Source organism: Kitasatospora sp. NPDC101108 (assembly GCF_055584725.1).
In genome coordinates, this window is record NZ_JBVJLM010000043.1 from 11200 (window position 1) to 29442 (window position 18243).

An 18243-nucleotide genomic window follows, 5' to 3' on the forward strand; every position below is an offset into this window, starting at 1 on the left:
GAGATCCACGGCGGCCCCGGTCGTTTTCTGCCTACGGTGCCCGGCATGACGACCTCGTTGCCGCAGCAGCTCGCCCGTACCCGGCAGTTCACCCTGGGCCTCCCCGTCCAGCCGGAACCCTCCGCCGACGGCTCGACCGTGCTGTTCCTGCGCAGCCGGGGCGGTAGCGACCCGCTCAGCTGCCTCTGGGCGCTGGACGCCGACAGCGGCGAGGAACGGCTGATCGCCGACCCGGCCGCGTTGGGCGCCGCCGCCGGCATCGCCGCTTACAGCACCGACGCCGACGGGTCCCTCGCCGCGTTCGCGCTGGACGGCGGGCTGTGGCTGGCCGACACCGTCGAGGGCGGTGTCCGTCCGATACCCTCCGCGGCTGAACCGCGGGATCCCCGCCTCGACCCGGCCGGCCGCACGATCGCCTACGTCAGCGGCGGCGCCCTGCGGGTGGTCGGCACGGACGGTACGGGCGACCGCGCGCTGGCCGAGCCCGAGGCGTGCGACATCACGTACGGTCTCGCCGAGTACGTCGCCGCCGGGGAGATGTACCGCGACCGCGGGTACTGGTGGTCCCCCGACGGCACCGCGCTCCTCGTCGCCCGGGTCGACGAGCGCGCCGTCACCCGGCTCTTCCTCGCCGACCCGGCCGATCCGCAGCGGCCGCCCCGCGCCATCCGCTACCCGCTGGCCGGCACCGCCAACGCCGACGTCTCGCTCTGGCGGCTCGGCCTCGACGGCAGTCGGGTGGAGGTGCGCTGGGACCGCGATGCGTTCGAGTACCTCACCGCCGCCGGCTGGGACGGCCACGGACCGTACGCGGCCGTGCAGAGCCGCGACCAGCGGACGGTGCGTACGCTGGCGATCGAGCCGGACGGCGCCACCCGGCTGCTGGCCGAGCGGACGGACCCGCACTGGATCGAGCTGATCCCCGGCCTTCCGGTCCGCACGGCGGGCGGCGCGCTGGTCGACACCGCCGACGACGGCGACACCCGGCACCTGACCGTCGACGGCGAACCCGTCACCCCAGCGGGGCTCCAGCTCCGGGCCGTGGTCGGCGTGGACGGCGAGGAGGTGCTGTTCACCGCCTCGGAGGATCCGACCGAGACCCACCTGTGGGTCCACCGACCCGGCCTCGGCCTGCGGAAGCTGAGCCACGGCCCGGGCCTGCACGACGGAGTGCGGCGCGGCGGCACCCTGGTGCTCACCACCCGGGCCGAGGGTGTCCGTTCCACCGTGCTCCGGGACGGTCTCCCGCAGCTCCCGCTCACCTCGTACGCCGAGCCGCCCGTGGTCACCGGCCGGCCCGAATTGCTACGCCTCGGTCCACGCGAGCTGCGCGCCGCGCTCTACCTGCCCACCGGCCACCGCCCCGGCGACGGCCCGCTGCCCGTGCTGCTCGACCCGTACGCCGGGCCGGCGATGCAGAAGGTCACCACCGGGGGCGTCTGGCACGAGCAGGTGTCCCAGTGGTTCGCCGACCAGGGCTTCGCGGTGCTGGTGGTGGACGGGCGCGGCACCCCCGGGCGCGGGCCCCAGTGGGACAAGACGGTCTGGGGCGACAAGGCCGGGCCCCCGCTGGAGGATCAGATCCACGGCCTGCGCGAAGCGGCCCGACTGCGGCCGGGACTGCTCGACCTCGACCGGGTCGGCATCCGCGGCTGGTCCTTCGGCGGCTACCTGGCCGCTCTCGCCGTGATGCGGCGACCGGACGTCTTCCACGCCGCCTCCGCCGGGGCCGTCCCCACCGACTGGCGGCTCTACGACACCCACTGGCAGGAGCGCTTCCTCGGCCACCCCGACCGGTACCCCGAGCACTACGACGGCGGCTCCCTCGTCGCCGAGGCCCCGAACCTGAGCCGCCCGCTGCTGCTGATCCAGGGCCTGGCGGACGACAACGTCTTCCCCGCCCACCCCCTGCGCCTCTCCGGTGCCCTGCTCGCCGCCGGCCGCCCCCACGAGGTCCTGCCGCTGCGGGATTCGGGGCACCGGCCGATGGACGAAGCCGTTGTGGAGAACCTTCTGCTCCACGAACTCGACTTCCTGCGGCGGTCATTGGGCCTGGGGTAGACGCCGGGAGTGTTCATTGTGTGCAGGAAGTCGGCCTGGCCGACCTCCTGCACACGCGCTTGCCCCTCGTCAGGACGGGTAGACGATCGAACCCAGCGGCGGGCAGGGGATCAGCATGGTGCCGATGCCCGGCCGTTCGACGAAGGCCCGGGCCGCGGCGGCCTGTTCGCGTCGGGTGTCCAGATCGTCGGCGTGCCAGGCGTCGTGCCTGGCGCGGGTGTCGTCCCACGAGTCGTCGATGAGGCTGAGGCTGACATTGCCGGCGCTGCGCTGGAAGTCCGCCTTCACGGCGGCCTGTCGCAGTGCGGTCTGCGTGGCGGCGAGGTCGAGGCGGGTGATCAGCACGCCGGGGGTGTTCGGCTCGCGGGTCGGCAGGGGGGCCTGCGGGAGCAGCGAGACCCCGGTGTCGAGGCGGCCGATGTTGTCGACGGTCGCCTGCTGGGCCTCCTGCACCATGATCTGTATCTCCCGGTGCAGCCAGAGGAATTCGTCGAGGTCGGCCAGGGTGACGCGCATCCGCTCGTACAGGCTCCGGAACCGGGGGTCATGGTGCAGCGGGCGCACGAGCGGCATGTGGAACGCCACGCAGTCGTTGAACCCGTTCGCCACGGCGGCGTCGAAATGGAAGAGGGCCTGGTCCACCTGCCCCTGTGCGATGGCCAGGGCACCGAGGCCCGAGTGCCCCGAGGCGACGAGCCACCCGCCGTCGGGACCGAGCGCCGTGGCGCGCGCGACGATGTCATCGAGGCCTGCGACGACGTCGACGCCCCGTGGGCTGAGGCCGGTGGTCATGACCTCCACCTGCAGATCGTGCATGTGGGCGGCCAGGGACGTGACGGTGTCGGCCATGGATCTCCTCGGTGGTGGTGAGGGTGGCAGGTGCTCAGGCTCGGGCCAGCCAGCCTTCTTCAAGACCGTCGGGCACCCCTCATCGTCCGATCTCGGGGTCGCAAGCGTAGTCGAATTACCTTGAGGGGAAACGGTGTTCGACAGGAACCGGGAGCTTCGCGATCCGCAGACCGGGCGCTGCGAAAGGGCATTCGGACTGCGAAAACGCAACTTCGACAGGGCCCGCAGAAGCGGCTAACTTCACCTGGCCTCCGGCGATCACCCACGCTCGCACGGGAGTTGTTGCCCCTACCAGGGAGAGACGCTTGCCCCACCTTGCGCTGTACACCTTCGGCACCCTGAAGTCGCCCCTCGCCGATTCCTCGCCCCTCACGAACGAGTTCTACGACGTCGGTGCGACCGTCTACCAGGAGATCACTCAGCACCCCGGGTACCTCACGCACGCCGAAGCAACCGACCCCGAACGGGGCGTGCTCTTCGACGCGAACTGGGGTGCGTGGGGCGAGTTCACCGTACCGACCTGGTACGCAAAGGGCCGTACGCAGGAAACCACAGCCCTGGCCGCGACCCTCTCACTCTGGACCGACCTGCGCTCCACCTTGGACGCCGTCTACACCGGTCTGCACCGCCAGTCGCTGACCAGGCGTCACGACTGGATCGAGAAGACACAGCACCCGAACTACGTGACCTGGTGGGTCCCCGACGGCGTGATACCCAGCTGGCAGGACGGGGTTTCCAGACTGGAACACCTCCAGGACCACGGCCCCACCCCGCACGCCTTCACCTTCCACCGCCCGTTCACCCCGGACGGAACTCCGGCCGACACCGACGGCATCGGGCCGAAGGGCCCCCGGGCGCGCTGACAGGCCCCCGGCCTGGGTGGGCGAGGGCCTGCGCGTGGGCGTCAGGGCTGGTCGTCGCGGTGCTCGGGGCGGGGCATCTTGAGAGTGGCGAGGACACCGAGGGCGACGGTGGCGATCGCGAGGGCGAGGAGGGCGACGAGGACGGCGCCGACGAAGAACTTCACCGGTGCCACGGCTCGTCCCTCTCCAGGTCGCGGAGGAGGTGGAGGAGGTTGAGGAGAGTACTCACCGGCGCGTTGCCGAAGTCGATCAGGATGCGGCCGTCGAGGGTCGTCTCGCCGGGGGCGGCGGAGCCCCAGAGGAGCCCGTGCGGGAGGCCGCGGCGGTGCAACTCGCCGAGCAGCGTGGCGATATGGGCCTCGGTGTAGTCGCGCATCCGGGGGTCGTCCGGCGCGATGGGGTCGCGGGTCACGCGTCGGAGTCCAGCTCGTACCAGGTGGTCTTGCCGCGCTTCTGCGGGTCGACGCCCCAGCGGTCGGTGAGACCCTCGACCAGCTGGAGGCCACGGCCGGTCTCGGCGAGGCCGGGGGACGTTCGGGGCTGCGGGAGGGCGTCGCTCTCGTCGGAGACGGTGACCCGGAGGGTGTGACCGAGGATGGCGAACCAGACGACGGGCGCGGGGGTGCCGGCGTGCCGCCAGGCGTTGACGATCAGCTCGCAGAGGGCGAGTTCGGCGTTGAAGATGGCCTCGGCGTCCCAGCCGCCGCTGCGGGCCATGGCGTCCCGCAGGGCCTGGCGGGAGAGGGTGAGCGAGGGGGTGTTACGGGTGCACACGGGAACCTCCGTGAGGCTGTGGTGTGGGGAGAGATGGAGAGGTGATGACGGTCGTCACCGTGAGCCAGACCGGGGCGGCGGTTGCTCTTCGGTGTGCGGGCAGCAGGCGCCTACTGCCCTGAATGAAAGCTTTACTGACGATGCGTCGGATCGAGCTGAGAAAGACGATAGCGCGGTCCGCCACAGATTTGTGGCGGACCGCGAGAAGTTCCCTCTAACGTGGCAGTCTCTCTGCGGCAGACTGGTCCCACGACCTGCAGAGAGGACGCCATGGCGCTTCGATCGAACCCAACTCTCCGCCAGCGTCGGCTGGGTGCCGAACTGCGCAGGATGCGGGAGCAAGCCGGACTCGGCGGCAGCCAGCTCGCCCGGGCGCTGGGCATCAACCCGGCCCATGTCACGCAGATGGAGAGCGGGAGGACAGGCATCAGCGTCGAACGTCTGCGCACGATCGCCGCGTTGTGCATGTGCGCCAACGAGCCTCTGATCGAGGCACTTGCGGAAATCATCACGGATCGCGACAAGGGCAGCTGGTGGGAAGAGCACCGTGGAACTGTCTCGGACGACTTCCTTGAGGTCGCCGAGATGGAAGGTCATGCTCGCGGGCTTTCGACCTACACGATGGCCTTCATCCCTGGCCTTCTCCAGACCAATGCGTACACCTCTGCCGTCTTCGACCGATCCCTGACGCCTCTCCCGCGCCACGAGGTCGACCTGAGAACGGCATTTCGAATGCGACGGCAGGACGTCGTACGATCCGGCGCAACGCCGTACTCCGCCTACATCCACGAGGCGGCCCTGCGCATGCAGTTCAGCGGGCCGAAGATTCAAGCCGAACAGCTGGGGAGCCTCATCGAGGACTCCGAGCGGTCGACCATCTCGGTTCGAGTCGTGTTGTTCGACGTCGACGCGCTTCCACTCAACTATGAGAACTTCACGTACGTCGAAGGCCCGGTTCCGGAGCTCGACACAGTGCAGGCGGACTCCAGCGTTGGCAATGTGCTGTTCGATGCACCAGCCCACATCGCCAGATTCCGATCAATGCTCGCTCGGCTCGACTCGGCAGCCCTCGCAGAAGATGACTCCCGAGAGTTCATTCGTTCCATCAAGAAGGATATGGAAAGCAAGTATGCCTAACTCTGCCTGGCAGAAGTCTAGTTATTCTGGTGCCAACTCAGACTGTGTCGAGGTGCGGACTGTCGACGGGGCTATCGAACTCCGTGAGTCCGACGACGGCGACGTCATCGTCCGCACGACGCCTACCAAGTTTGCCAAGCTCCTCCAGGCGGCCAAGGCAGGCGAGTTCGACCACCTCACCACCACCCCCTGAGCGAATCGCTCTGGCGGCCTCTTGCTCCCCGCAAGAGGCCGCCAGTGGCTAGCCTGACTCTCATGACCAGCTCTGCGTGGCAGAAGTCCAGCTTCAGCGAAGCAGCCAACAATTGCGTCGAGGTGCGCACACATGGAGAGGTGATCGAACTCCGCGAGTCCGACGACGGCGACGTCATCGTCCGCACGACGCCTACCAAGTTCGCCGACTTCCTCCAGGCCGCCAAGGCAGGCGAGTTCGACTACCTCACCGCCATCCCCTGAACGCGAAGCCCCCGCGCCCGCCACCCCGGGGGCGCGGGGGCCGTCTACAGTCCCGAGCCTCAGATCTCCCGGACGCCCTCCCGCCACACCGCCGCCGTCAGCGGCACGCCCGGGCGGTACGCCAGGTGCACGTGCGAGGGGGCGTCCAGCAGCAGCAGGTCCGCCCGCGCCCCCACCGCGACCGTGCCGACATCGCTCCGCCGCAGCGCGTGCGCGCCGCCGGCGGTGGCCGCCCAGACGGCCTCGTCCGGCGTCATCCCCATCTCCCGCACCGCCACCGCGATGCAGAACGCCATCGAACTCGTGAAGCTCGACCCCGGGTTGCAGTCCGTCGACAGCGCGACCACGGCGCCCGCGTCCAACAGCCGCCGCCCGCTCGGGTACTCGGCCCGGGTGGAGAACTCCGCCCCCGGCAGCAGCGTCGCGACCGTCGCCGAACCCGCCAGCGCCGCCACGTCCTCGTCGGTCAGATGCGTGCAGTGGTCCGCCGAGGCGGCCCCCAACTCCACCGCCAGTTGCACGCCCGGCCCGTACGTCAGCTGGTTGGCGTGCACCCTCGGCGTCAGGCCGCGCTCGATCCCCGCCATCAGGACCGCCCGCGCCTGGTCACCGTCGAACGCGCCCTTCTCGCAGAACACGTCCACCCAACGGGCGTGCGGCGCACAGGCGTCCAGCATCTCGCCGGTCACCAGGTCCACGTACCCCGCCGGGTCCTCGGCGTACTCGGGCGCCACGATGTGCGCGCCCAGGTACGTGGTCTCGGGCGTGTGCTTGGCAGCGATCCGCAGCGCCCGGGCCTCGTCCTCGACCGTGAGCCCGTAGCCGGACTTGCACTCGATGGTGGTGGTGCCCTGCCGCAGCGCCTCCCGGACGAACCGGGCCAGGTTGGCGTCCAGTTCGGCATCCGAAGCGGCCCGAGTGGCGGCCACCGTCGTCCGGATACCGCCCGCCGAGTACGCCTGCCCGGACATCCGGGCGTTGAACTCGGCGGTGCGGTCGCCCGCGAACACCAGGTGGGCGTGCGAGTCGACGAAGCCCGGCAGCAGCGCCCGGCCCTGGGCGTCGAAGCGCTCGTCCGCCGCCGGGGCCTGGGCGGACGGGCCGACCCAGGCGACGGTGTCGCCGTCGATCACCACGGCCGCGTCGGTGAGCAGGCCGAGCGGCCCGGTGCCGTGCCCGGGGTCGTTGGTGACCAGGCTGCCGATGCCCGTGATCACAGTGGTCCTGGTGCTCATCTCATCGCCTTCCGAAGGGAGTCGGACAAAGGGAGTCGGACAACGGAGTTCAGCAGTCCAGCGCGCCGATCGCGGAGCGCAACGCCCCCGGCACGTCGGCCACCAGCTGGTGCACGCCGTCCCGGACGACGTGCCGCCCGCCGACCACCAGGTGCCGGACGTCCGCCGCCGAGGCCGCGAACACGGCGATCTCGGCGCCGAGCCGGGGCGGCGGCCCGGCCGTACGGACGGAGTCCAGCGCGATCGCCGTGAAGTCGGCGAGCGCCCCGGCCTCGATCCGCCCGGCCTCGGGCCAGCCCAGGGAGGCGTGCCCGTCCTCGCCGCCGGCCCGCAGCAGCGCGTTCGCCGTCCAGTGGCCGCGGGTGCGGGTCCGCAGCCGCTCGTCCAGCTCCAGCGCCCGGGCCTCCTCCCACGGATCGATGATCGCGTGGCTGTCGCTGCCCAGGCTGATCGGGCTGCCCGCCGAGGCGAGCCGACGCGCCGGGCCGATGCCGTCGGCGAGGTCCCGTTCGGTGGTGGGACACATGCAGACGGTGGTCCCCGAGTCGGCGAGGAGCTTGACGTCCTCGTCGGTGAGGTGGGTGGCGTGCACGGCCGAGGTGCGCGGGCCGAGCGCGCCGTGGTCGGCGAGCAGCCGGGTCGGGGTGACGCCGTGCGCGGTCAGGCAGGCTTCGTTCTCGGCGGTCTGCTCGGACAGGTGGACGTGCAGCGGCGCCCCGCGCATCGCCGCCCAGTGCGCGACCGTGCCCAGCTGTTCGGCCGGGACGGCCCGGACCGAGTGGATGGCGGCGCCGATCCGGGCGTGCTCGCGCGGCTCGATCGCGTCCGCCCGGGCGGCCCAGGCCTCGGCGTCGCCGTCGCTGAACCGCAGCTGCGGGTGGGTCGGCTCGGCGCCGAAGCCGGAGGACAGGTAGCAGGTGTCCAGCAGGGTGATCCGGATGCCGGCCCGGGCGGCGGCCTCGATCAGCGCCTCGCCCATCGCGTTCGGGTCGGTGTAGCGGGCGCCGCCGGGCGCGTGGTGCAGGTAGTGGAACTCGCCGACGGCACTGATCCCGGCGAGCGCCATCTCCGCGTAGACGGCGGTGGCGAGTTCCAGGTAGCTGTCCGGGTCGAGCGCCCCGGCGAAGCGGTACATGGTGTCGCGCCAGGTCCAGAACGTCCCGGAGCCGACCTGGACGTGCCCGCGCAGGGCCCGGTGGAAGGCGTGCGAGTGGGCGTTCGCCTGGCCGGGCAGCAGCAGCCCGTCGAGGCGGACGGCGCCGGGCGGGCAGGGCCCGGCGTCCGGCTCCACCCGCACGATCCGGCCGTCCGGGCCGGTGGTGATCAGCACGTCCTGTTCGACGGCGGGCCCGTTGACCCCCGGCAGCCAGGCGTACTGCGCCCAGTACGTCGTCGGAACCGTCACTGACACGCCAGGTCCTCCAGTACGTCGGCGAGGGCGGCGACCCCGGCCAGGCAGTCGGCCATCTCGGCGTGCTCGGCCGGGGAGTGCGAGACGCCGGTGGGGTTGCGCACGAACAGCATGGCGGTCGGGATCGCGGACGCCAGGATCCCGGCGTCGTGTCCCGCGCCGGTGGGCAGCACCGGGGCGTCGAGCAGCTTGGCGAGCCGGTCGCGCAGCGGGCCGTCGAAGTCCACCACCGGGGTGTAGGACTCGCGGGTCAGCTCGACCCGGACGCCGTCGCGCTCGCCGCGCTCGGCGGCGGCCCGCTCGATCTCGGCGACGAGTTCCGTGAGGGTGCGCTCGTCGGCCGCCCGGGAGTCCAGCCAGCCGCGCACCAGCGAGGCGATCGCGTTGGTGCCGTTGGGCTCGACCGCGACCTTGCCGAAGGTCGCCAGGGCGCCGGCCAGCTTCGCCTTCTTGCGGGCGGCGAGCACCGTGTTGGCGTACGTCAGCATCGGGTCGCGGCGGTCCTCGATCCGGGTGGTGCCCGCGTGGTTGGCCTCGCCGTGGAAGTCGAACCGCCAGCGGCCGTGCGGCCAGATCGCGCCCGCCACGCCGACCGGCTGCCCCTCGGCGAGGTGGCGGCCCTGCTCGACGTGGAGTTCGACGAAGGCGCCGATCCGGGACAGCCGCTCCTCGTCCGCGCCGATCGCGGTCGGGTCGTAGCCGGCCTTCTCCATCGCGTCGGGCAGCCGCACCCCGCCGGCGTCGCGCAGCTCGTACGCGGCCTCGCGGGAGAGCACCCCGGCCGTCAGGCGGGAGCCGATGCAGGCCACGCCGAACCGGGCCCCCTCCTCGTCACCGAAGTTGACGATCGCCAGGGGCTTGTCGAACTCGGTCCCGCGGGCGCGCAGTTCGTCCAGCGCGGCGAAGGAGGAGACCACGCCGAGCGGGCCGTCGAAGGCGCCGCCGTCCGGGACGGAGTCCAGGTGCGAGCCGGTGACGACCGCGCCCTCACCGCGGGGATCGCCCAGCCAGGCCCACTGGTTGCCGTTGCGGTCCAGCTCGTACGTCAGGCCGCGGCTGCGGGCCTGCTGCTCGAACCAGGCGCGGCACTCGGCGTCGGCGGAGTTCCAGGCGAAGCGGCGGTAGCCGCCGGAGGCGGCGGAGCGGCCCACGGGGAGCAGCTCCGCCCACATCTCTTCGAAGGTCACAGCTCACCCATCGGGACGCGCACACCGCGCTCGGCGGCGACCTCGGTGGCACGGTCGTAGCCGGCGTCCACGTGCCGGATGACGCCCATGCCCGGGTCGTTGGTGAGCACCCGGCGGATCTTCTCGCCGGCCAGCGCGGTGCCGTCGGCGACGGTGACCTGGCCGGCGTGGATCGAGCGGCCGATGCCGACGCCGCCGCCGTGGTGGATGGACACCCAGGAGGCGCCGGAGGCCACGTTGACCATGGCGTTGAGCAGCGGCCAGTCGGCGATCGCGTCCGAGCCGTCGAGCATCGCCTCGGTCTCCCGGTACGGGGAGGCCACCGAGCCGCAGTCCAGGTGGTCGCGGCCGATCACGATCGGGGCGGACAGCTCGCCGGAGGCGACCATGTCGTTGAAGCGCTCGCCGGCCTTGTCGCGCTCGCCGTAGCCGAGCCAGCAGATGCGCGCGGGCAGGCCCTGGAAGTGCACCTTCTCCTGGGCCATCTTGATCCAGCGGGCCAGCGACTCGTTCTCCGGGAAGAGGTCGAGGACGGCCTTGTCGGTCTTGTGGATGTCCTGCGGGTCGCCGGACAGCGCGGCCCAGCGGAACGGGCCCTTGCCCTCGCAGAACAGCGGGCGGATGTACGCCGGGACGAAGCCGGGGAAGGCGAAGGCGCGGTCGTAGCCGGCCAGCTGGGCCTCGCCGCGGATGGAGTTGCCGTAGTCGAAGACCTCGGCGCCGCGGTCCAGGAAGCCGACCATGGCCTCGACGTGGCGGGCCATCGACTCGCGCGAGCGCTGGGTGAACTCGGCGGGCTTCTCGGCGGCGTAGGTCGCCATGTCGTCGAAGTCGACGCCGACCGGCAGGTAGCTGAGCGGGTCGTGGGCGCTGGTCTGGTCGGTGACGATGTCGATCGGCGCGTCCATCGCGAGCAGCTGCGGGACCAGCTCGGCGGCGTTGCCCAGCACGCCGATGGAGAGCGGCTGCTTCTTGTCGCGGGCGGCGGTGGCGAGCTCCAGCGCGTGGCTGAGGTCCTTGGCCTCGACGTCCAGGTAGCGGTGCTCGATCCGGCGGGAGATCCGGGACGGGTCGCAGTCGATGCAGATCGCCACGCCGCCGTTCATGGTGACGGCCAGCGGCTGGGCGCCGCCCATCCCGCCGAGGCCGGCGGTGAGGGTGATGGTGCCCTCCAGCGTGCCGTTGAAGCGCTTGTTGGCGACGGCGGCGAAGGTCTCGTAGGTGCCCTGGAGGATGCCCTGGGTGCCGATGTAGATCCAGGAGCCGGCGGTCATCTGGCCGTACATGGTGAGCCCGAGGCTCTCCAGGCGGCGGAACTCCTCCCAGTTGGCCCAGTCGCCGACCAGGTTGGAGTTGGCGATCAGCACGCGCGGCGCCCACTCGTGGGTCTGCATCACGCCGACCGGGCGCCCGGACTGGACCAGCATGGTCTCGTCCTGCTTCAGGCCCTGCAGCGTCTTCACCATGGCGTCGAAGGAGCGCCAGTCGCGCGCGGCCTTGCCGGTGCCGCCGTAGACGACCAGCTTCGAGGGGTGCTCGGCCACCTCGGGGTCGAGGTTGTTCATCAGCATCCGCAGGGCCGCCTCCTGCTGCCACCCCTGCGTCGTGAGTCCCGTCCCCCGCGCCGCACGCACCTCACGCGGCCCGCTCGCCTGCTGCTGCACCATGTCCCGGCCTCTCTGCGGATGGATTCATTCAAGCTAGGTTCGACTGAATATAACTAAACAAGCCACTTTCGACCAGACCCCCGAACAATCCGATCAGCCCCGGCACCGGTCGACTTGGCGCGCTAGCCTCAACCCGGCGAACACCAGCCACTCGGCCCAGCGTCGAGGAGCGGAGAACACGATGACGGCCATCACCGTGCGGCCCGGCAGACTCCGGGATGCAGCGGAGGAGATCGAGCGGAGCACAGGACTACGCGTCCAGATCATCGGAGGAACCCTGGTGATGTCCCCGCCACCCCGCGGCAAGCACGCGGGGACCACCAAGCGCCTGTCCCGCCAGTACGGCGAGTCCGTCCCGCTTCCCGCGCCGCTGCCCTCCGAGCTGGACACTCACGGCCTTCCGCTCTACGCCCCTCGCCGCTGAGTCACGCCGCGGCGTCGCCGCCGTCCCAGTCGATGCCGATCTCGGCGAGCCAGCGGCGGTCGGCGGCGTCGGGAGCGGGCGGCGAGGGCGGGCGGGGGATGTCCTGGACCGGGCCGAGGCCGTACTTCTCGGCGGCCGCGAGGGCGCGGGCGTCGGGTTCGATGACGCCGACGTGGACGGCGGACTCGTCGCCCGGATCGAGGACGGTCAGTTCGGGTTCGGGCAGGCGCCGCAGGGTGACGCGGCGTCCGCAGGCGGGGCAGGACCATTCGTCGGCGCCCGAGGCCAGGCGGGCGACGAACTTCATCTCGTGGATCACGCGCATGGGCGGCACCCCCTGCACTAGGGGATGCCCGGGTTCGTGGCAAGTACTCCCCCGGCCTCATGTCGAGGCCGTACCTATTCCAGGAAGAGCCCCCGCGCCGCCGCCGACTGTTCGATCGCCTCCAACCGGGCCTCCGCGCCGGGGAGTTCGTCGCACATGGTCTGCAGCAGCACCCGGCCGAGCATCATCGGCGCGCACGCGGTGTCGAAGACCAGCCCGGTGCCGACGGCGGCCGGCAGCATCAGGTCGGAGAGCTTGGCCACCGGCGAGAAGGCGCTGTCGGCCACGGTGAGCACGGTCAGCCCGCACTCCCGGGCCACCACCAGGGCGTCCATCAACTCCCGTGGGTAGCGCGGCAGGGCGAAGCACAGCAGCGCGGTGGCGCCCGCCGCGGTGGCCTGTTCCAGCCGGTCGGCGAGCATGCTGCCGCCCTCGTCCAGCAGCCGGATGTCCGGGTGCACCTTCGACGCGAAGTACGCGAAGCCGCGCGCCTGCGCGGAGGCCGCCCGCAGGCCGAGCACCGGCAGCGGGCGGGAGGCGGCGAGCAGCCGGGCGGCCCGGATGATCGGTTCGGGGTCGGCGAGCAGTTCGGCGAGGTGGCGCAGGTGCTCGATCTCGGCCAGCACGGCCTGCTGGTGCTCGTTGCGCACCGCGTCGTCCGGGGTCTCCGGCGCGGCCTGCTCGCCCCCGCCGAGTTCGCGCAGCTGCTTGCGCAGCGCCGGGTAGCCGTCGTAGCCGAGGGCGACCGCGAAGCGGGTGACGGAGGGCTGGCTGACCCCGGCGAGTTCGGCGACCTCGACGCTGGACAGGAACGGCGCCTCGGTGGCGTGCCGGACCAGCGAGTGGGCGATCCGCCGCTGGGTGGGCGTCAGCCGGTGCCCTTCGAACAGCTGGAGCAGCCGGGCGGAGGGGCCGACGCTACCGGTCTCGTCGATGGCGGTCATCAGCTCTACCTCCGGATGCGAGCGTTCGGAACGACGACTGTGCAGCAGCGCGCCGCCCCTGGCAAAGACGTCTCGTACGGCGGGACGTCGCACGGGACGTCCCCATGATCGGGCACCGGGACCGGGGCCGGACACCGGCCTCGGGGTAACCCTGATTTCTCCCTGACCCCGCCCGGATTCCCCCCGCGAACGGATGGACCGGGCCGTGCGGCGGCCCCACGCTACTGGCATGGACACTCGCCAGGACGACCTTCGGCGCGACCTCGACGCCACCCTGCAGGCCCGCAAGGAACTCGGGAAGGAGTACGAGGAGGAGCTCCTCGACTCCTTCATGAAGCGCCTCGACGCCCGCCTGGACGCCCGGGTGGAGCGTTCGGTGGCCGCGCGGCTGGACGACTACGAGCCCGACCACCGCGACCGGCACCGCTCCCACCGCCCCTGGGCCCCCGGCCGGGCCGGCAACCGGCTGGCGGTGATCTCGCTGGCCCTCGGCATCCCGCTGACCGCGATCGCCGGCAGCCCCGAGAGCGGCGGGCTCACCGGCCTGCTGGCCTGCTGGGCGGGCATCGTGGGGGTCAACCTCGCCGCGGCCCTGGGCAACCGCCGCGACCGGGACGAGCGCCGGACGCGGAGCGACTGGGACTGAGCCCCGGCCGCCCCGCGTCCGAAGGACGACTCAGGCCAGCCGGCCGGTGACCCGCTCGACCGCCCGCACCAGGTCCCCGGAGGCGACCAGCGCGGCGGCGGCCTCCAGGTCCGGCGAGAGGAAGCGGTCGCGGCCGGCGCCGCCGACCCCCGCCTCGCGGGCGGCGGCCATCGCGGCCGCGGTGGCCGGGGCCAGCGTGCCCGCCGCGTCGGCCTGCTGACGGATCTCCAACGCCCGGGCGGCGGCGGTGAGTTCGACGGCGAGGATGCGGCCGAGGTTCTCGACGGCCTGGCGCAGCTTGCGGGCGGCCGACCAGCCCATCGACACGTGGTCCTCCTGCATCGCGGAGGACGGGATCGAGTCGACCGAGGCCGGGACGGCGAGCCGCTTGTTCTCGCTGACCAGCGCCGCCTGGGTGTACTGGGCGATCATCAGGCCGGAGTCCACGCCCGGGTCGTCGGCCAGGAAGGCCGGCAGGCCGTGCGAGCGGGCCTTGTCGAGCAGCCGGTCGGTGCGGCGCTCGGAGATCGAGCCCAGGTCGGCGGCGGCGATGGCGAGGAAGTCCAGCACGTAGGCGACCGGCGCGCCGTGGAAGTTGCCGTTGGACTCCACCCGGCCGTCCGGCAGCACCACCGGGTTGTCCACCGAGGCGGCGAGCTCGCGCGAGGCGACCAGCTGGGCGTGCGCCAGGGTGTCCCGGCCGGCCCCGGCGACCTGCGGGGCGCAGCGGATCGAGTAGGCGTCCTGGACGCGCGGCGCGTCGTCCTGGTGGTGGCCGGTGAGGCCGGAGCCCTTGAGCACGGCGAGCATGTTGGCGGCGCTGAGCGCCTGGCCCGGGTGCGGGCGGATCGGGGCGTGCAGCTCGGGGGCGAGCACCTTGTCGGTGCCGAGCAGCGCCTCCAGGGTCATCGCGGCGGTGATGTCGGCGGTGGTGAACAGCCGCTGCAGGTCCGCGATGGCCATCACCAGCATGCCGAGCATGCCGTCGGTGCCGTTGATGAGGGCCAGGCCCTCCTTCTCCAGCAGCTCGACCGGCTCGATCCCGGCGGCGGCCAGCAGCTCGGCGACGGGCTTCTCCACGCCGTCCGGGCCGGTGGCGGTGCCCTCGCCCATCAGCACCAGCGCACAGTGCGACAGCGGCGCGAGGTCGCCTGAGCAGCCGAGCGAGCCGAACTCGCGCACCACCGGGGTGATGCCCGCGTTGAGCAGGGCGGCCATGGTCTGGGCGACCAGCGGGCGGACGCCGGTACGGCCGGAGGCGAGGGTCTTCATCCGCAGGAACATCAGCGCGCGGACCACCTCGCGCTCGACCGTCGGGCCCATGCCGGCCGCGTGCGAGCGGACCAGCGAGCGCTGCAGCTGGGCGCGCAGCTCGGGGCTGATGTGCCGGACGGCGAGCGCGCCGAAGCCGGTCGACACGCCGTAGACGGGGCGCGGCTCGGCCGCGAGGGCGTCGATCCGCGCGCGGGACGCCGCCATCTCGGCGAGCGCGTCGGGGCCGATCTCGACCCGGGCGTTGCCCCGGGCGACGGCCAGCACGTCCTCCGCACTGACGTCGGCCTTGCCGACCTGGACCAGCGGAGCGTCGGGGGCCACAGCACTGTGCATATCCATATACATAATCACATCAGGTGAATGGAGATATGACAACAGCTGCCCACCATCCGGATTCTCCGACGCCCGGATCCGCGCCGCACGCCCGGGCCCGGCATCACCTCCCCAACTCGGCCTCGATGAGGTCGACCGCCCGCGCGGTACCGCCCTCGGCCCTCCCCGCCGCGGCCAGCGCCTCCAGCCGCTCGGCCACCTCCGCGTCCCCGACCAGCTCCAGCAGCGCGCCGCGCAACGCCTCCGGGGAGGCCGCGTCGGTGTCCAGCCGACGGGCGACGCCGAGGCCGACCAGGGCGTCCGCGTTGGCGAACTGGTCGACGCCCTGCGGCACCGCGATCATCGGCACGGCGTGGAACAGCCCCTCGCTGGAGCCGCCCATGCCCGCGTGGGTGACGAAGGCATCCGCCTGGGCGAGCACCGAGAACTGCGGCACCCACCGGTGCACCTCCACGGTGTCCGGCACCTCGCCCAGCTCCGCCAGGTCGGTGTGCCGGCCGATCTGCAGCACGGTGTGCCAGCCCGGGAGGTCCCCGAAGGCCGCGATGCAGGCCCGGTAGAACGCGGGCCGGTCGGTGTAGGCCGAGCCCAGCGAGACCAGCAGCACCTTCTCGGCGTCGGCCGGGCGCCCCCAACGGCCCTGGTGGGAACGGTCGCCGAAGCAGGGCCCGACGAAGGTCACCCGCTTCTCGTCCACCCGGTCCGCGTTGGGCTGGAGCGCCCGCGGGACGAGCGCGATGCACCGCTCGGGGCGGTTCTTGAAGGCCTCGACGTCCTGCTGCACCGCGCCGGCCGCGGCCAGCCAGTCGGCGAACCGCCGGTGGTGCTCAGGGCCGCCGGGGCCACTGCGGATCGCCTCGAAGACCTCCGCCAGATCCTCCTCGACGCCGTCCCAGCCGACGAAGCTGGAGGACAGCTGCACCACCGGTACGCCCAGCCGTTCGCCGAGCGCCCGCCCGGCGAAGCCCGCGATGTCGTAGAGCACCAGGTCGGGGCGGTCGTCCTCGAAGGTCTCCAGCAGGGTGGACCACATCGACAGCGCATCGTCCAGGAACACCTCCTGGATCGCCACCGGGCCCTCCGGCCAGCCGGCCGGGTCATCGGCGAGCGGCAGCCCGGTCGCGTACGGGACGAAGGTCGCCCCGGTGGACTCGACGATCTCGCGGAAGGACGGGTCGTTGACGTAGCTGACCCGGTGACCACGGGCGACCAGCTCGGTGATCACGGCGAGGCTGGGGTTGACGTGCCCGTGCGCCGGGATGGAGACCATCAGGATGTGTGCGGGGCGGTTCATGTGCACCTCCAGGGAAGACGACGAAGACGAGACGGTTCGTCTCGCGGCATGGAGAAGACAATACGTCTCGTCTCGCCATTGCGCATAGACTTTTCCCCATGACCTCCAGAACTGCCCCCGACCCCACCCGCCGCAGCGAACGCGCCCGCGCCGCCGTCCTCACCGCCGCCACCGAACTCGTCGCCGAAGTCGGCTACGGCAAACTGACCATCGAGGCGATCGCCGCCCGGGCCGGCGTCGGCAAGCAGACCATCTACCGGTGGTGGCCCTCCAAGGGCGCCGTGGTCTTCGACGCCTTCCTCGCCGTCAGCCAGCACGAGGGCAGCCTCGCCCTCCCCGACACCGGCGACCTCGCCGCCGACCTGCGGGCCGTCCTGCGCCCCACCAGCGACGAACTCACCGACCCGGCCACCGACCGCACCTACCGAGCCATCATCGCCGAGCTCCTCAACGACCCGGCGCTGCACGCCGAGTACCGCACCCGCCTGCTGGACCCGCTCCTGGAAGTCACCCGCGACCGCCTCCGGGCCGCCCGCGAGGCCGGCCAACTCGCCCCCGACGCCGACCTCGACCTCGCCGTCGAACTGATCTACGGCCCCCTCTACTACCGCTGGCAGTACCGGCTCGGCCCGCTCACCCACGAGCACGCGGACCGCCTGGTCGACGCCGCCCTACGGGCCCTCAACCAGCCCGCCGCCAGCGGGACTTCCGACGCCTGACCACGTACACCGCGAGCACCACGAACAGCACGACCAGCAGCACGGCGAAGGCGAGCCAGCCGAACACCGCGTCGAGCGCCCTGCCCACCACGCTGCGCCCCCTCTTGTGCTTGCGCCGCGAGGACGCATGGGTGATCTGGTGCGCCCGCAACCCGACCCCCGCCGTCCGCACACCCGCCGGCCCGCTCACCCCCGCCGACGCCGTACCGACCTGGCCCGCCATCCGCACCACCGGCACCGCCTCCGCCGGCCCGGCCACCGCCACCCCGCCGCCCAGCACCAGCACCCCGGCCACCGCCACACCCACCAGCCGTCCGCCCACGGTCATCCCCCGCTCCCCGATCCAGCCCCCGACACCATCCCACCCCACCCCCGCCACGGCACCCCCGCCCCCTCAACCGCGACCCAGCCGCGACACCCCGGTCACCGAACCGGCACATCCCCCATGGGCGCGCGGGCAACAGCCCCGCGCGCCCACACCCCCCTCACCCCCACACCCACCTCACCCCCGCACCCACCTCACCCCCGCACCCACCTCAGGCCCCCCGACACCCAACCCAGGCGAGAGGGACGCGCTGCGGGAGGGGGCGGTGGAGGGGGTGGGTGCGGAAGGGGGCGTGACGGGTGATTTTCAGACTGCCAA

21 protein-coding genes are annotated in these 18243 nt (G+C 72.3%); 8 read left to right on the top strand and 13 right to left on the bottom strand.

Going from position 1 to position 18243, the window contains the following annotated elements:
* The first annotated feature begins 45 nt into the window (after positions 1–45).
* Positions 46–2061 (top strand): prolyl oligopeptidase family serine peptidase, encoded by a 2016-nt coding sequence (locus ACZ6Z8_RS38565; protein WP_465614630.1) that lies wholly within the window; start codon positions 46–48, stop codon positions 2059–2061.
* 69 nt (positions 2062–2130) lie between these two features.
* Here the strand turns inward: ACZ6Z8_RS38565 and ACZ6Z8_RS38570 are convergent, their stop codons facing one another.
* Positions 2131–2910, bottom strand: coding sequence for a hypothetical protein (locus ACZ6Z8_RS38570; RefSeq protein WP_465614631.1), 780 nt, complete (start codon positions 2908–2910; stop codon positions 2131–2133).
* Between the two features lie 305 nt (positions 2911–3215).
* Here ACZ6Z8_RS38570 and ACZ6Z8_RS38575 point away from each other — a divergent pair, with 305 nt between their 5' ends.
* Entirely contained in the window at positions 3216–3773 is a 558-nt protein-coding gene (locus tag ACZ6Z8_RS38575) for a DUF3291 domain-containing protein (RefSeq protein WP_465614632.1), read from the top strand.
* 41 nt (positions 3774–3814) lie between these two features.
* Here the strand turns inward: ACZ6Z8_RS38575 and ACZ6Z8_RS38580 are convergent, their stop codons facing one another.
* The 3 genes from ACZ6Z8_RS38580 to ACZ6Z8_RS38590 are packed head-to-tail and all read right to left on the bottom strand — an operon-like array spanning position 3815 to position 4547.
* On the bottom strand, positions 3815–3946 hold the full coding sequence (locus ACZ6Z8_RS38580) for a hypothetical protein (RefSeq protein ID WP_465614633.1): 132 nt from the start codon (positions 3944–3946) through the stop codon (positions 3815–3817).
* The gene (locus ACZ6Z8_RS38585) at positions 3934–4185 is read right to left on the bottom strand and encodes a hypothetical protein (protein WP_465614634.1); all 252 of its coding nucleotides are present in this window, start codon (positions 4183–4185) and stop codon (positions 3934–3936) included. Before ACZ6Z8_RS38585 ends, ACZ6Z8_RS38580 begins: the two co-directional genes overlap by 13 nt.
* Positions 4182–4547, bottom strand: coding sequence for an ATP-binding protein (locus ACZ6Z8_RS38590; RefSeq protein WP_465614635.1), 366 nt, complete (start codon positions 4545–4547; stop codon positions 4182–4184). Before ACZ6Z8_RS38590 ends, ACZ6Z8_RS38585 begins: the two co-directional genes overlap by 4 nt.
* A gap of 270 nt (positions 4548–4817) precedes the next feature.
* On the opposite strand from ACZ6Z8_RS38590, the gene ACZ6Z8_RS38595 reads away from it, so the two are divergent.
* From ACZ6Z8_RS38595 to ACZ6Z8_RS38605, 3 genes are all read left to right on the top strand, one after another.
* Entirely contained in the window at positions 4818–5684 is an 867-nt protein-coding gene (locus tag ACZ6Z8_RS38595; protein WP_465614636.1) for a helix-turn-helix domain-containing protein, read from the top strand.
* On the top strand, positions 5677–5877 hold the full coding sequence (locus ACZ6Z8_RS38600; protein ID WP_465614637.1) for a DUF397 domain-containing protein: 201 nt from the start codon (positions 5677–5679) through the stop codon (positions 5875–5877). Before ACZ6Z8_RS38595 ends, ACZ6Z8_RS38600 begins: the two co-directional genes overlap by 8 nt.
* Before the next feature lie 62 nt (positions 5878–5939).
* The gene (locus ACZ6Z8_RS38605; protein ID WP_465614638.1) at positions 5940–6140 is read left to right on the top strand and encodes a DUF397 domain-containing protein; all 201 of its coding nucleotides are present in this window, start codon (positions 5940–5942) and stop codon (positions 6138–6140) included.
* Positions 6141–6199: 59 nt separating this feature from the next.
* On the opposite strand, the gene hutI is transcribed toward ACZ6Z8_RS38605, so the two are convergent.
* From hutI to hutU, 4 genes are read right to left on the bottom strand one after another with little or no spacing between them, the layout of a single operon-like run.
* Positions 6200–7375, bottom strand: a complete 1176-nt coding sequence (gene hutI / locus ACZ6Z8_RS38610) for an imidazolonepropionase (protein ID WP_465614639.1) — start codon at positions 7373–7375, stop codon at positions 6200–6202.
* A gap of 49 nt (positions 7376–7424) precedes the next feature.
* Positions 7425–8780, bottom strand: coding sequence for a formimidoylglutamate deiminase (locus ACZ6Z8_RS38615; RefSeq protein ID WP_465614649.1), 1356 nt, complete (start codon positions 8778–8780; stop codon positions 7425–7427).
* Complete coding sequence (locus ACZ6Z8_RS38620) at positions 8777–9958, bottom strand: allantoate amidohydrolase (RefSeq protein ID WP_465614650.1); 1182 nt, start codon at positions 9956–9958, stop codon at positions 8777–8779. The genes ACZ6Z8_RS38615 and ACZ6Z8_RS38620 overlap by 4 nt, the downstream gene beginning before the upstream one ends.
* Before the next feature lie 11 nt (positions 9959–9969).
* Complete coding sequence (hutU, locus tag ACZ6Z8_RS38625; protein WP_402830150.1) at positions 9970–11640, bottom strand: urocanate hydratase; 1671 nt, start codon at positions 11638–11640, stop codon at positions 9970–9972.
* Positions 11641–11821: 181 nt separating this feature from the next.
* On the opposite strand from hutU, the gene ACZ6Z8_RS38630 reads away from it, so the two are divergent.
* Complete coding sequence (locus tag ACZ6Z8_RS38630) at positions 11822–12064, top strand: hypothetical protein (protein ID WP_465614640.1); 243 nt, start codon at positions 11822–11824, stop codon at positions 12062–12064.
* Position 12065: 1 nt separating this feature from the next.
* Here the strand turns inward: ACZ6Z8_RS38630 and ACZ6Z8_RS38635 are convergent, their stop codons facing one another.
* Both ACZ6Z8_RS38635 and ACZ6Z8_RS38640 read right to left on the bottom strand, forming a co-directional pair.
* Positions 12066–12389, bottom strand: a complete 324-nt coding sequence (locus ACZ6Z8_RS38635; protein WP_465614641.1) for a hypothetical protein — start codon at positions 12387–12389, stop codon at positions 12066–12068.
* A 74-nt stretch (positions 12390–12463) separates the two neighbouring features.
* On the bottom strand, positions 12464–13333 hold the full coding sequence (locus ACZ6Z8_RS38640) for a MurR/RpiR family transcriptional regulator (RefSeq protein ID WP_465614642.1): 870 nt from the start codon (positions 13331–13333) through the stop codon (positions 12464–12466).
* A gap of 229 nt (positions 13334–13562) precedes the next feature.
* Here ACZ6Z8_RS38640 and ACZ6Z8_RS38645 point away from each other — a divergent pair, with 229 nt between their 5' ends.
* Positions 13563–13979: a hypothetical protein gene (locus tag ACZ6Z8_RS38645; RefSeq protein WP_465614643.1), complete on the top strand. Its 417-nt coding sequence runs from the start codon at positions 13563–13565 to the stop codon at positions 13977–13979.
* Positions 13980–14009: 30 nt separating this feature from the next.
* On the opposite strand, the gene hutH is transcribed toward ACZ6Z8_RS38645, so the two are convergent.
* Together hutH and ACZ6Z8_RS38655 are read right to left on the bottom strand one after the other, a co-directional pair.
* The gene (gene hutH, locus ACZ6Z8_RS38650) at positions 14010–15587 is read right to left on the bottom strand and encodes a histidine ammonia-lyase (protein WP_465614644.1); all 1578 of its coding nucleotides are present in this window, start codon (positions 15585–15587) and stop codon (positions 14010–14012) included.
* A gap of 103 nt (positions 15588–15690) precedes the next feature.
* The gene (locus ACZ6Z8_RS38655; RefSeq protein WP_465614645.1) at positions 15691–16881 is read right to left on the bottom strand and encodes a macrolide family glycosyltransferase; all 1191 of its coding nucleotides are present in this window, start codon (positions 16879–16881) and stop codon (positions 15691–15693) included.
* 98 nt (positions 16882–16979) lie between these two features.
* Between ACZ6Z8_RS38655 and ACZ6Z8_RS38660 the strand changes: the two genes are divergently transcribed.
* Positions 16980–17600, top strand: a complete 621-nt coding sequence (locus ACZ6Z8_RS38660) for a TetR/AcrR family transcriptional regulator (RefSeq protein ID WP_465614646.1) — start codon at positions 16980–16982, stop codon at positions 17598–17600.
* On the opposite strand, the gene ACZ6Z8_RS38665 is transcribed toward ACZ6Z8_RS38660, so the two are convergent.
* Positions 17563–17928 (bottom strand): hypothetical protein, encoded by a 366-nt coding sequence (locus tag ACZ6Z8_RS38665; protein ID WP_465614647.1) that lies wholly within the window; start codon positions 17926–17928, stop codon positions 17563–17565. The two genes, ACZ6Z8_RS38660 and ACZ6Z8_RS38665, sit on opposite strands and share 38 nt — an antisense overlap.
* Between the last annotated feature and the right edge of the window lie 315 nt (positions 17929–18243).

What these genes read in the sequence shown, in the direction of transcription:
- ACZ6Z8_RS38635 (WP_465614641.1), bottom strand. Translation starts at nt 12,389, where the DNA reads ATGCGCGTGATCCACGAGATGAAGTTCGTCGCCCGCCTGGCCTCGGGC.
- hutU (WP_402830150.1), bottom strand. Translation starts at nt 11,640, where the DNA reads ATGGTGCAGCAGCAGGCGAGCGGGCCGCGTGAGGTGCGTGCGGCGCGG.
- ACZ6Z8_RS38595 (WP_465614636.1), top strand. Translation starts at nt 4,818, where the DNA reads ATGGCGCTTCGATCGAACCCAACTCTCCGCCAGCGTCGGCTGGGTGCC.
- ACZ6Z8_RS38600 (WP_465614637.1), top strand. Translation starts at nt 5,677, where the DNA reads ATGCCTAACTCTGCCTGGCAGAAGTCTAGTTATTCTGGTGCCAACTCA.
- ACZ6Z8_RS38605 (WP_465614638.1), top strand. Translation starts at nt 5,940, where the DNA reads ATGACCAGCTCTGCGTGGCAGAAGTCCAGCTTCAGCGAAGCAGCCAAC.
- ACZ6Z8_RS38660 (WP_465614646.1), top strand. Translation starts at nt 16,980, where the DNA reads ATGACCTCCAGAACTGCCCCCGACCCCACCCGCCGCAGCGAACGCGCC.
- ACZ6Z8_RS38665 (WP_465614647.1), bottom strand. Translation starts at nt 17,928, where the DNA reads ATGACCGTGGGCGGACGGCTGGTGGGTGTGGCGGTGGCCGGGGTGCTG.
- ACZ6Z8_RS38645 (WP_465614643.1), top strand. Translation starts at nt 13,563, where the DNA reads ATGGACACTCGCCAGGACGACCTTCGGCGCGACCTCGACGCCACCCTG.
- ACZ6Z8_RS38565 (WP_465614630.1), top strand. Translation starts at nt 46, where the DNA reads ATGACGACCTCGTTGCCGCAGCAGCTCGCCCGTACCCGGCAGTTCACC.
- ACZ6Z8_RS38570 (WP_465614631.1), bottom strand. Translation starts at nt 2,910, where the DNA reads ATGGCCGACACCGTCACGTCCCTGGCCGCCCACATGCACGATCTGCAG.
- ACZ6Z8_RS38630 (WP_465614640.1), top strand. Translation starts at nt 11,822, where the DNA reads ATGACGGCCATCACCGTGCGGCCCGGCAGACTCCGGGATGCAGCGGAG.
- hutH (WP_465614644.1), bottom strand. Translation starts at nt 15,587, where the DNA reads ATGCACAGTGCTGTGGCCCCCGACGCTCCGCTGGTCCAGGTCGGCAAG.
- ACZ6Z8_RS38640 (WP_465614642.1), bottom strand. Translation starts at nt 13,333, where the DNA reads ATGACCGCCATCGACGAGACCGGTAGCGTCGGCCCCTCCGCCCGGCTG.
- hutI (WP_465614639.1), bottom strand. Translation starts at nt 7,375, where the DNA reads ATGAGCACCAGGACCACTGTGATCACGGGCATCGGCAGCCTGGTCACC.
- ACZ6Z8_RS38620 (WP_465614650.1), bottom strand. Translation starts at nt 9,958, where the DNA reads ATGTGGGCGGAGCTGCTCCCCGTGGGCCGCTCCGCCGCCTCCGGCGGC.
- ACZ6Z8_RS38655 (WP_465614645.1), bottom strand. Translation starts at nt 16,881, where the DNA reads ATGAACCGCCCCGCACACATCCTGATGGTCTCCATCCCGGCGCACGGG.